At 28.0% G+C, this 12,495-nt stretch carries 10 protein-coding genes; 8 read left to right on the forward strand and 2 right to left on the reverse strand.

Features of this window, described 5'->3' with window-relative positions; genetic code table 11:
- Entirely contained in the window at positions 1–540 is a 540-nt protein-coding gene (locus tag IC174_RS06975; RefSeq protein WP_227482504.1) for a 2-oxoacid:acceptor oxidoreductase family protein, read from the forward strand.
- A 124-nt stretch (positions 541–664) separates the two neighbouring features.
- Positions 665–2,764, forward strand: a complete 2,100-nt coding sequence (locus IC174_RS06980; protein ID WP_227482505.1) for an acetate--CoA ligase family protein — start codon at positions 665–667, stop codon at positions 2,762–2,764.
- Between the two features lie 133 nt (positions 2,765–2,897).
- Here IC174_RS06980 and IC174_RS06985 read toward each other — a convergent pair whose 3' ends face one another.
- Positions 2,898–3,413, reverse strand: a complete 516-nt coding sequence (locus IC174_RS06985) for a ferritin (protein ID WP_227482506.1) — start codon at positions 3,411–3,413, stop codon at positions 2,898–2,900.
- 99 nt (positions 3,414–3,512) lie between these two features.
- Positions 3,513–4,724, reverse strand: a complete 1,212-nt coding sequence (locus IC174_RS06990) for an ROK family transcriptional regulator (RefSeq protein WP_227434857.1) — start codon at positions 4,722–4,724, stop codon at positions 3,513–3,515.
- 243 nt (positions 4,725–4,967) lie between these two features.
- Here IC174_RS06990 and IC174_RS06995 point away from each other — a divergent pair, with 243 nt between their 5' ends.
- The 6 genes from IC174_RS06995 (at position 4,968) to IC174_RS07020 (ending at position 12,454) form a co-directional block, all read left to right on the forward strand.
- Positions 4,968–5,309 carry a hypothetical protein gene (locus IC174_RS06995; RefSeq protein WP_255612860.1) on the forward strand — a complete coding sequence of 114 codons (342 nt, stop codon included), beginning with the start codon at positions 4,968–4,970 and terminating at the stop codon, positions 5,307–5,309.
- 976 nt (positions 5,310–6,285) lie between these two features.
- Positions 6,286–7,728, forward strand: a complete 1,443-nt coding sequence (locus IC174_RS07000) for a cell wall-binding repeat-containing protein (protein WP_227434856.1) — start codon at positions 6,286–6,288, stop codon at positions 7,726–7,728.
- An 80-nt stretch (positions 7,729–7,808) separates the two neighbouring features.
- Complete coding sequence (locus tag IC174_RS07005; RefSeq protein ID WP_227434853.1) at positions 7,809–8,162, forward strand: hypothetical protein; 354 nt, start codon at positions 7,809–7,811, stop codon at positions 8,160–8,162.
- Between the two features lie 203 nt (positions 8,163–8,365).
- Entirely contained in the window at positions 8,366–9,187 is an 822-nt protein-coding gene (locus tag IC174_RS07010; protein WP_227434851.1) for a histidinol-phosphatase HisJ family protein, read from the forward strand.
- Positions 9,188–9,460: 273 nt separating this feature from the next.
- The gene (locus IC174_RS07015) at positions 9,461–11,344 is read left to right on the forward strand and encodes a glycoside hydrolase family 13 protein (protein WP_227434850.1); all 1,884 of its coding nucleotides are present in this window, start codon (positions 9,461–9,463) and stop codon (positions 11,342–11,344) included.
- 225 nt (positions 11,345–11,569) lie between these two features.
- Positions 11,570–12,454, forward strand: a complete 885-nt coding sequence (locus IC174_RS07020) for a hypothetical protein (RefSeq protein ID WP_227434849.1) — start codon at positions 11,570–11,572, stop codon at positions 12,452–12,454.
- Positions 12,455–12,495 lie beyond the last annotated feature (41 nt).

A 12,495-nucleotide genomic window follows, 5' to 3' on the forward strand; every position in this document is an offset into this window, starting at 1 on the left:
ATGGAAAAAGAGTTAGTATTTGCAGGATTTGGTGGTCAAGGAGTCTTAACTTTAGGTTTAATTGTGGCTGAATCAGCACTTGAATTAGGAAAACAAGTTACTTGGATGCCAGCATATGGTCCAACTATGAGAGGTGGAAAAGCATACAGTGTGGTTAAGTTTTCTGATGAGAGTATAGGTGGACCTGATATGGAAGAAATAGATGTTTTAGTAGCAATGAATAAGCCATCCTTAGATTATATAAATTTAGTAAAAGAAGGAGGAACAGTAGTTATTAATACGTCTGCTATAGATGAAAATATAGTATTAAGAGAAGATGTAAATGTAGTTAAAATAAATTGTCAGGAATTAGCTCAAAAGGCAAACAATCCAAAAGCCGCAAATGTAGTAGTTCTTGGAGCATTGGTTGCAAAAACAGGATTATTTGAGAAAGAATTAGCTATAAAAACTATGTGTGATTTCTTTGAGGAAAAAGGAAAAGGCAAATTTAATGTTCAAAATGAAGCAGCATTCATGGAAGGCTATAATAACGCCATTTAATAAATTACCCTTATCTTAAGTGATTCATCTCAAGATTTAGCAAATCTTAAGTGCCAAGAGAAGCTTTATCTTGAGATGGAATTTACTTAAAATCACAACTATAAACATATAGGAGAGTGAATTTATGAGTTTGGAAAAACTTATTAGACCAAAGAGTATTGCTATAGTAGGAGTTACTGATAAACTTGGTTTTGGTAGAAGTGCTGCACTTAGCATAGTAAAAAGTAAAGATACAGATAGAGTATATTATGTAAATCCAAAAAGAGAAGAGTTATTTGGCAGAAAATGTTATAAGACAATACAAGAAGTTCCAGAAGTTGTAGACTGTGTGGTAGTATGCACACCTAGAAATGTAGTTCCATCTGTGTTAAAGGATTCTGGAGAATTAGGAACAAAGGCGGCAGTGGTATATGCTAGTGGATTTGCAGAAGAAGGAACAGAAGATGGAGTAGATTTAGAAAATCAACTTATAGAAATATCTAATACATATGATATGAAAATATTAGGTCCAAACTGTATGGGATTACTAAACTGTATAGATAAAGTTAATCTATGGGCTGGTGGTTCTAAGTGGGATTTGGATACTAAAAAACCAGGGATAGGAATTGTAGGGCAAAGTGGATTTATAACTGCAGAAATTGTTTCAAGTGATTATTTTAATATATCTTATGGTTTTTCAACAGGAAATGGAAATATAGTTACACTAGAAGATGCAGTAGACTTTCTTGTAGATGATAATTATGCATCAGTAATAGCTATTTATCTTGAGGGACTAAAAAATCCTCAAAAATTTATAAATGCACTAAAAAAAGCAGCTCAAAAAAGAAAACCAGTAATAATCTTGAAGTCAGGAAGGTCAGAAAAAGGAGCTATATCAGCTGCTTCCCATACAGGAAACTTAGCTGGTTCAAGTAAAGCTTTTGAAAGTATTTTTGAAAAGTATGGAGTAATTTCTGTAGAGAATTTAGAACAATTTATGAGTTTAGCTCAGGCTTTTAGTGTCTTAGAGGGTAATTTACCTAAAAATTCTAATTTTGCAGCAATAAACTTCTCAGGCGGAGAAAATACTATTTGTGCAGATTTAGCAGAAGAAAATTGCGTAGAACTTGCAGAAATATCTGCTGAAACTAAAGAAGAGATGAAAAAATATCTTCCAGGATTTGCAACACCTAAAAATCCATTGGATGCTACGACTGCATTATTCCATGAAAAAGATATGATAGTAGGATTATTACACACATTTGATAAAGATGATAGTGTTGGATTTACTATGATAGGTGCAAATATAAGAGATGAAGAAAATGAAATGCATGAGACTCTTTGTCAAGCTGTAAGCGAAGCTAGAGAGCAGGGATTAAAGAAACCTGTATTTGCAGTTCCTACACTTGAAGGAAATAGATATCTGAATTATAGGGCTAGGTTAGAAAACAGCCAAGTACCTATAATGTCATCAGTTGGGACTACATTTACTTGTTTCAATAAAATGGCTAAATTTGTAGATTATGATTATTCAAAGAGAACTTTAGAATTTGAAGCTGTTAAGAAAAGAAACTCAAATAATGTAGTAGCTTTATCGGAATTAGACAGTAAAATTGAAATGAAGAAATATGGAGTACCAGTGCCAGGTCAAGGTATTGCAAAAAGTATTGATGAATTGGATGAAATTTTAAATTATATAAACTATCCTGTTGTCCTAAAAATAAACTCTTCAGAGATATTACACAAGTCTGATGTTGGAGGAGTCAAAGTAGGAATTAATAATAGAGAAGAGGCAGTAAACGCATATAATGAGATTTTAACTAACGTAAAAGAAGCAAAGCCAAATGCCAAGATTGATGGTATATTGGTTCAAGAAATGGTTGAAAGTGGAATAGAAATAATTATTGGTATAACTAATGATGACCAGTTTGGACCAATGTTATTGGTTGGTTTAGGTGGAGTATTTGTAGAAGTATTTAAAGATACTACTTTATATCCTTTGCCTATAAATCATGATGAAGCTATAATGATGCTTAAGAAGTTGAAATCATTTAAGCTTTTAAATGGATACAGAGGTAGTGAACCTTGTGATGTTGATGCTCTTGCAGATATGATGGTTAAATTAGGTAAATATGCTTATGAAAACAAGGATGAGGTTAAGGAAATAGATTTAAATCCTGTGTTCGTATATCCTAAAGGAAAAGGTGTATGTGTAGTAGACGCCTTAATAGTTAAATATAAATAGTTAACAAGTTTTGGTATTCAACCATAATTAAAGTACTGACTGAAAATCACACTAATTTATAGATTGTGATTTTCAGTCACCCCACATTTAATACACCTTATCTATTATACTAAAAATTTTAATGGTAATATTTTTATATTGTTACAGGTGGATTTGTTGGTGCTGAATATGTACGAGTAGCCAATTCTTGGTCCACAAAGAATAACCCACCTTCTCCAGCAAGTTTAACACGTTTTATATTGTCTTCGCAAGTTGTCTCTTCTTCTGCTTGTTCAGATATAAACCAAAGTAAGAATTGAGAAGTTCTAAAGTCTGCTTCAGAGTTTGCTACAGCAGCTAGATTGTTTATTAAAGCAGTAACTTTTTGTTCATGAGCTAATGTACGTTCAAGAACATCCATTGCAGAAGTGAAGTCTGCATCTGGCATTGGTATAGCATCAAGCTGAACATTTCCTCCTACATTATGTAAGTATTTGTAGAAATACATAGCATGGTCTGTTTCTTCTTTATATTGAACATAAAACCAATTAGAAAATCCTTTAAGTCCTTCTGCTTCAAGGTAAGAAGACATAGAAAGGTAAAGATATGCAGAATATAATTCATGGTTAATCTGTTCATTAAGTAATTTTTCCATTTTAGCTGAAATCATTTTTATACCTCCAAATTTTAAACGCTCTTATAAGATATAATAATATTAAATGGAAAAATATTCAACAAAAGTGATTAAATATTTTAATATTTTACATATTTAATCAAAACTTATACTACCATTAAAAAAATTATAGCTTACTATGGCTACAGAACCAATTAGTGGTGCATTTGCTCCAAAATTTGAATGCCTTACATTTATTTTTTTATATTTAGAAAAACTTGCTGAAGCAGTTAATTTCTTTAATAATGTATTTTCTATAAATGTACCAGGAATATTAAAGTCATAACCTATTATTATAGAACTACAATCAATTAAGGTAAGTGTATTTACTAATGCATATGATATATATGTACAAAATTCATCAAGTAAAAACATACCTAGATTGTCCTTGTTATTGGCTTCATCTATTAACTTGACTAGAGAAAAATCTTTACAATTAATTAGTGGAGAATCTGGATAAATATGACTTAACGATTCAATTCTTTTAATTAACTTACTCACACTTGTATAATAGTCTAGACATCCATTATTGCCACAACTGCATACTGGACCACTAAAATTAATAGATGTATGCCCTATTTCACCACTTTGCCCTAAATTACCAGTGTGAAGTTTATTTTCTAATACTAAACCAGCTCCGATTCCATTCATTATATGTAGATATATATAATTTGGAATATCTTTACCTAGACCATACATTTTTTCAGCCAAAGCACCTGCATTAGCATCATTTATCAAAAATATAGGTAAATCAGATATTTCTCCTATAAAATTTACTATGTTTAGGTTTGATACGTTTCCAAAGTCTGGAGGATTTAATATTATACCATTTATATTATCTACAGGACCTATTGAAGAAATCCCAATTCCAATTATATCTCTTTTGTTATTTTTCATTATTTTAGAAAACATTCGTTTTATTATATCTTTTAAAACGTCATTTGACAGATATTTAGGGTAAGTCTCAAAAAGTTGTTTGACAATATTACCTTTTAAATCTGCAATGATTACCTTACAAATATTTCTTCTTATCAAAATGCCACAAACACAAGGAGAGATATTAGAAATATCTAATAAAATAGGTTTACGACCTGATGAATGTGCATTTAAAGTTGATGATTCTATCTCTCTAATCATATTTTCATTAATAAGTTCAGTGACTAGGTTTGATAAAGTCATTTTAGTAAGACCTGTAGATTTAGCTAAATCAACTCTAGACATAGGAGTATTTGTAGAAAGTAGTTTCAGTATTATTAACTTATTTTTAATTTTTACATCTTTTATGTTAGAACCTTGTTTGTTGCTCATCGTAGATCTCCTTAAAAAAGTTAAGTATTTTTATGTATTTTCATATATATACTATGACCTTATAATAGAATAACATTTGATTAAGTTCGAAAATACCATTAATTAGAATATATCACATTATATATTAGAATAGCACTAAAAATATGCTATAATAGGATGAAAAAATATTAAAGTAAGTTAAGGTATACAATAATAAATTAGAATTTGAGGTGAAATACTATAGATAAATATACAAAAGAAGAATTGATACAAACACTAAGAGTTGTATCTTCAGTTATCGTAAGATGTGAAAAAGCACAACTAAAGTTTATGGAAGGGACTTCTCAACATTCACTCCTTAAGAATAGGATAAAAGCAATGTATATTTCAAAATCATTAATAACAGATGAAAATATAATTGATAAATATACAAAAGAAGAATTAATAGAAGCACTACGACCCGTATCTTCAAGTATAGGCAAATGTGAAAAAGCACAGTCAAAATTTGCAGAGGGTACTACTAATTACAAACGATTTAGAAATATAATAAAAGCAATGTATATTTCTAAATCATTAATAACAGACGAGATTAATAGAAGAAGTTAGATTCCAGATTTTTAAGTTATTAGAAACTTATTTTTTAGGTTATTTTGAAAAAATAATTATTCCTATTTCTAAAATGGGAAAGTCATTTTATATAATCAATTAGAATAATAGTCATCCACTTAAATGCTATATTTTTGTGCCCTTTCTTAACTTTTTCATATCTAAAATTTTCTATTTTAATATCATGATGAAGGATTAGTCATACCTACTACACTTGTTACTATAATATTTCTGCTTAAATTTATTACAATTGTTCCTGCACATGTAGTTACAAATACAATAATAAGGGTTTCAAGAGCAAAACCGAACATTAAAGAAAGAAGCAGTGAAATATTGATTGTTATTTTTCTCATTAACTGTAAAATAACAATTAGTACAATAAATAGAAAGAACAGTGTAATAGCAAATAACATGCAAATGATAAATGATAATATGATTTTTGAAAAAAACAAATCCTAAATTGTCTTTGTGCTGTTATTGAAAAGAGCTACAGTACCACCAGTCAGTACAGGTATTAAAGATAGGAGCAGAAGAGAAATCATTTTTTTGACTCCTTGGTTCTTATCTCCTACGCAATACATTATATTTCGTTTATTCAAATAAAGCAATAAAAGATATCTTTTATTGCTTTTTATAATATGTTTATTCAATAGTGAAAGTCTTATATAATTTTTATTAAATTTTTATATGCAATAAATTTCATTATTGTATAATATTAAAATGAATACAAAGTGTATTTACTATCTTTTATTACAAATTGTTACCAAATATGTATACATTAGAATTAAAAAATGGAAAATTGTAACTAAAATGTAAATTTTTTCTCTAATCTATCTAATATTATGGAAACTTTTTGTAATTTATGATATAATAAGAAACATATAATTATTAAATTATAATAAATGACTATAGCGTAGATGTATTACTATGTTATAGTCATTTTTGGATTAAACTTGATATATCAAGGGGGAAGAATATGAGAACAATTAAAAGAGTTTTAGCATTAGGTTTAACATTAGCTATATTTCTAATGAACGCACCTAATGTAAGTGCATTAACATCAGATACCATTAAAGGTAAGAACATATACGAGACGGCTGGATTAATAGCAGATAAAACGAGTTATGATACAGCAATTGTGGTAAATATGGATAGTTCTATAGCAGATGGTCTTTCAGCAAGTGGTCTTGCTGGTGCTGTAGATGCTCCGATTTTACTTGCTCAAAAAAGTAACATACCAAATGAGACAAAACAAAGATTAAAAAATGTAAAAAAGATATACATAATAGGTAAAGAGTTATCAATAAGTAAGTCAGTAGAAACTGAACTGAAAAATACAGGAGCACAAGTAACTAGATTAGGTGGAGATGATAGAATAAAGACTAGTTATAGTGTTGCCAAAGAAGTAAGTAGCATTAAAAAAGTTGATGAAGTTATATTAACTAATGCATATAAAGGAGAGGCTGATACTATAAGTGCTGCACCTGTCTCAGTAAGAGATGTAGCTCCTATAGTACTTACAGATGGAAAAAGTGTTCCTTTTTCAACAAGTAATGTAAAATCATATGCTGTAGGTGGAAGTATTTCTATGAGTACGAGTTTAGTTAACAAGACTAACTCTAAGAGACTTGGTGGTTCAGATAGATATGATACAAATAAAAAAGTTATAAAAGAATTTTATCCAGATTCATCAGAATTTTATTTAAGTGATGGATATGATTTAGTAAATGCTCTTACAGGTTCTACAATTGCTAAAGATAATCCAATTGTATTAGTATCAGAAGATAGTGATAAATCCATACTAGCAGGAGCAGATAAGATTACTAGATTAGGCTCAATAAGCGATAGTGTATATAATAAGTGTGTTTCTGCTGCACAGAATAATGGTGATTCGTCTACAAAAGGGGATTCACCTATGAAAGATGAAACAAGTATATTAGGTGAACCAACAGCTAGCTTAGAAGCTTGTTTAAAATGGGCAAAATCTAAAAAAGCCAATGATTTATTTATAGAATTAATACCAATACTGTATGATACAGCTGTTCAAGAAGGTGTAAATCCTGTTTTAGCTGTAGCTCAATCAGCAAAAGAAACTGGTTTCTGTAATTTTGGTGGAGTATTAGATGCATCTTTTAAGAATCCTTGTGGACTTAAGACTTCTGTTGGTGGTTCTGATACTGACAAAAATGCACACTCAAAATTTGATACTTGGGAAGAGGGAATACTAGCTCAAATTCAACATTTATGTCTATATGCAGGACAACAGGGTTATCCACTTTCAAATCCAGTAGACCCTAGACACGAAAAATCTTTGTTTGGGAAAGCTAAAACAGTTGAAAGTCTTTCTAATAATTGGGCTGGTGGTCAATATGGACAAGACTTAGTTAGAATGATGGGAGAAATTGAGGCGATAAAGTAATTAAATTATTAATTTAATGGTTATATTTAATGAGTTTCATTAAATAACCAATTCAAAATTACAAATAAGGAAAATTTATTATGAAAAAGAGTAATGTTTTTAGTATTATATTTCCTACAATCATAATGTTATTGGTGTTTTTGACTTTTGCTACAGATATATTCAATATACCAGATATTCATTCTAAAGGGATTTTTGTAATAGGGATGATTTTAATTTTTCCAATTGCCTTTTTAATTCAAGGGATAGTTTGTGTATTGAGTAAAACCAACTGGATTTTATCACTTGTAGTATCTTTAATAACTTATATAATATTAATGTATATGTTTTTAAATGATTCAGCATATATCTATATTTTACTTTATGCCGCTTTTTATATGATTGGATATATAACCACTAAAATTTGTCAAAAAATGCAAATTTTTAAAAGATAAATTAACCAAAATATATTACTAAGGAAGTGTCTGCATTGATTTTTTTAAATCAAAAGATAGACACTTCTTTTATTGTAAAAATAAAATATTTATTTAAGAGGAAGTATTGTAAATAAAATTTAACTATTATCATTTTCTTTTAACAATTGTATACAATAAACCTGTAGTATAATTAAGATAGATAAAATAAAGGGAGGGATAATATGAATTTAATTGATAATCATATTCATACTAATTTTTCAAGTGATGGAAAGGATTCAATGGAAGATACAATAAAAAAAGCTATAAGTATAGGTGTTAGATATTTAACTTTTACAGACCATTTAGAACATGATGAAGGGAAGGGATTTTGTATAGATTATAACAACTATGTCCCAGTGTTTAATACACTAAAAGAAAAGTATAAAAAGGATATAGAATTATTGTTAGGTGTTGAAGTAGGATATAGAAAACATTTAAAAAATGAAATAAAAGATGTAATAAGTTCACATCCTTTTGATTTTATATTGTGTTCAACTCATACAATTGATAACGTACCTGTTCCATCAAAAAAATACTTTGAAGGACTTAGCAAAGAAGATGCGTACTATAAATATTTTAATAGCATACTTGAAACTAATCATGAGTTTAAAGATTATAATATATATGGACATTTAGATTATATATCTAGATATGGGATATATTCAGATAACAGAGTAATATATAATGATTTTAAAGATATTATTGATGAAGTTTTAAAGTCAATAATTAATAATGGAAGTGGAATAGAGTTAAATACATCTGGTTATAGATATGGATTAAATGCCATACATCCAAATGAAGATATCTTAAAAAGATATAGAGAACTTGGTGGTTTTATAGTTACTGTAGGTTCTGACTCTCATAGAGTAGAAGATATCTGCAAAGATTTTGATGTGGCTTACGATATGCTTAAATATCTTGATTTTAAATATGTATCATTATTTAAAGAAAGAGAAACTTATTTTTTAAACATAGAAAAAGTTAAATCTAATAATATAGCATAAAGAACTAATATGGCATATAGAGTCTTTTTAAATAATTTGAAAGTTAGTATAAAAATTAATAGCAGAATATTGTATCCTCTAGGAAAATACTAGAGGTTTTTATTTTGTAAAAAATGATAATAGAGAAGAGTTTAAGTTTAAGAAAAATGATTGTCTCAAATTAGAAAACTATTACTATTATATTTAACTATTATATCTTTTTATTATGATATAATAGTTAAATACATTAACCTATCTTTAAATCATGCAAATTATTAGAAAGAAGGGATAAAGTTGTCTAATAAAAATAAAGAAAATATAACCTTAAGCAATCAAATCACAGAATCAACTCAACAAACTTTAACAAAAGAGGCTATACTACATATACCAATGAGCAACTATGCTTATGGCTATGATAGAGAAACATTACATATAAGAATTAGAACCAAAAAAAATGAGGCAAAAAAAGTGACCTTAAGGATAGGAGACCAATATGTATGGGACAAAGGAGGTGCAGGAGGAGGGAATCTAAATGCATCTGGACTTGGTTGGTCTGGTGGAACAAATATAACAATGAACAAAGAAGTAGAAACAGAATTATTTGATTATTGGATAGCTGAGTGTAAGCCTTTAAATAAACGTTCGAGATATGGATTTATAATAGAAGGTCAAGAAGAAAAAATTTTATTTACAGAGAAAAAGATAATAAAATTAGGAAACGAAAATGATGAAAAAGAGTTATGCGAAATAAGTAATTTTTTTGGATATCCATATTTGAATTATATAGATATACCTAAAGTTCCAGATTGGGTAAAGGAAACTATTTGGTATCAGATATTTCCTGATAGATTTGCAAATGGAAATCCATCTATAAATCCAGAAGGAGTAGATATATGGGGCGCTATTCCAACAAGAGATAATTTTACAGGTGGAGATTTACAAGGTGTAATAGACCACCTAGATTATTTGAGCGATTTAGGGATAAATGGAATTTATTTTTGTCCTATTACAGTTGGAAAAACTAATCATAGATATGATACGATGGACTACATGGAAATAGACCCTACCTTAGGTGATAAATCTACTTTGAAAAAACTAATAGAAGAAGCCCATAAAAGAAATATAAAAATAATGTTGGATGCTGTATTTAATCATATAGGATATTATTCTAAGCAGTGGCAAGATGTAGTTAAAAATAAGAATAATTCGAGATATAAAGATTGGTTTTATATAAAAGATATGAGTAAAGTTGATACTCCAATAGAAGAAATAGATGAAAAAAACATACCTTATGAAACTTTTGGGTGTGAAAAATATATGCCAAAGCTTAACACAGAAAATTCAGAAGTAATAGAATATTTATTGCGTGTAGGGAGGTATTGGATACAAGAATTTGATATAGATGCATGGAGATTGGATGTATCAAATGAAGTAGATCATGTTTTCTGGCGAAAATTCAGACAAGAGATTAAAAGAATAAAACCTGAGATATATATATTAGGAGAAATTTGGCATGGAAGTTTACCATGGTTGATGGGAGACCAATTTGACTCAGTTATGAATTATTTAATGTCAGAAGCTATGAAACAATTTTTTTGTACAAATGAGATAAATGCTGAAGAATTTAAATACATGATAAATGATGTAATAGTAAGCTATCCAATGCAAGTTAATGAAGTTATTTTTAATTTACTTGGAAGTCATGATACTACTAGAATATTGAGCTATGCTGATGGAAATGTGGATAAATTTAAACTTGCATATTTGTTTATGTTTATACAATCAGGAGGTCCGTGTATATACTATGGTGATGAGATAGGAATGCAAGGAGAACTAAGTCCAGTATCTGAAGGACAAAGAAAATGTATGGAATGGAATGAAGGAAAGTGGAATAAAGATATACTTGATTTTATGAAGAAGATTATTAGACTTCGTAAATCAAATAGAGAACTTAGAACTGTATCAAATGAATGGATACTAGCAGATAAAGAAAATGGAACAATTATATTAAGGAAAGAATCTATTACAATAATAATAAATAATTCATCCAAAGATTTAACCTTAAGATTACCAGATTATTTGGTAAATAGAAAAGTAAAAGATTTATATGAAGAAAAAATAGTTGATTTAAAGGAAGAAATAACATTAAAAAAATACAAGTTTATTATTTTAAAATAATATAACCATGTGTTTGTTAGATTATACTATAACTTTTTATATTATTTAAACAAAGTATCATTAATTATAATAAGTGAATTCAGTATAATTTTATATACAAATTATTTGCAGTAAAACTTGTTAAGTAAAGTTTTTATTTGAATAAAAATTAATATTGAAATTTTTAATTATTTTGTAGTTAAGTAAAGATGTATAATTACTGAATAAGTAGAGGGAAGAGAAAACATGAATGACTATGAAGAATATATAGTTACAGTAAAATCTAGTATCGTGAATCTAATTTTAGGTTTAATATTTTTATCAATTGGGATTGTATTAATTGTATTTTATGTATATATTAAACAGTATTATATATTATTAATTACTCTTGTACTTACAATGTATGGATTAATTTCAATTCTCAAATATACAAGAAAGTATATTATTTTTGATTTATATAATATTAAAGTTCGTAAATGTATAGGGAGTGAAAAAGAGTATTCATATAATGATATTACTAGAATTTCAATAAATAATAAGAAACAGGAATGTCCAGTTAATATATATGTGGATAATAATAAAATTGCAACTTTTTTTGTATCGGATAAAAGTTATATGTCTGCTATAGCAGAAATGAAGCGAAGAGAGTTGCCATTTGATGATAAAAGTATAGACTATATATCAGATATGCCACTTTGGATTCCAATTCCATCTAGTGAGATTAAAAAATTTTGCAATGAAGCTTCAAGAAAACTTGAAAAACAGGTTAAAGAGGATTTGTGTAAAATAGAAAAGGAGTTTGGAAAAGATATATCCTTTTCTTTTGGTATAGATGTTGAAGAAAAAATATTTGTATGTGTATTTTTAGTATGTATTATGAAGAATGGCAACTATACAAAAGTTATAAAAAAATACAGAGGAAAAAAAGCATGGGCTATGTTTCCTGTATATATAGTGGGTCCACAACTATATAAGAAAGAGATTGAAGATGGCAAATTTATTTGTAATATAAATTATTTAAATGCTTTTTCTGGAAAAATGTGGTCAAATTTTTCTAAAATGATAAAAAAATATGGTGTGCAAGAGAGTGAAATAGAAGTTGATTTTGAATTAAAGAGTGAATTGGATTAAATAGTTCTATAGAGAATATCTTAAATATAAGGTATAGACAC

The sequence above is a fragment of the Clostridioides sp. ES-S-0001-03 genome (genome assembly GCF_020676075.1).
Taxonomy (GTDB): domain Bacteria; phylum Bacillota; class Clostridia; order Peptostreptococcales; family Peptostreptococcaceae; genus Clostridioides.

Excerpts from the sequence above, each read along its gene's own strand:
- IC174_RS06975 (WP_227482504.1), top strand. The coding sequence starts at position 1 with ATGGAAAAAGAGTTAGTATTTGCAGGATTTGGTGGTCAAGGAGTCTTA.
- IC174_RS06980 (WP_227482505.1), top strand. The coding sequence starts at position 665 with ATGAGTTTGGAAAAACTTATTAGACCAAAGAGTATTGCTATAGTAGGA.
- IC174_RS06985 (WP_227482506.1), bottom strand. The coding sequence starts at position 3,413 with ATGATTTCAGCTAAAATGGAAAAATTACTTAATGAACAGATTAACCAT.
- IC174_RS06990 (WP_227434857.1), bottom strand. The coding sequence starts at position 4,724 with ATGAGCAACAAACAAGGTTCTAACATAAAAGATGTAAAAATTAAAAAT.
- IC174_RS07000 (WP_227434856.1), top strand. The coding sequence starts at position 6,286 with ATGAGAACAATTAAAAGAGTTTTAGCATTAGGTTTAACATTAGCTATA.
- IC174_RS07005 (WP_227434853.1), top strand. The coding sequence starts at position 7,809 with ATGAAAAAGAGTAATGTTTTTAGTATTATATTTCCTACAATCATAATG.
- IC174_RS07010 (WP_227434851.1), top strand. The coding sequence starts at position 8,366 with ATGAATTTAATTGATAATCATATTCATACTAATTTTTCAAGTGATGGA.
- IC174_RS07020 (WP_227434849.1), top strand. The coding sequence starts at position 11,570 with ATGAATGACTATGAAGAATATATAGTTACAGTAAAATCTAGTATCGTG.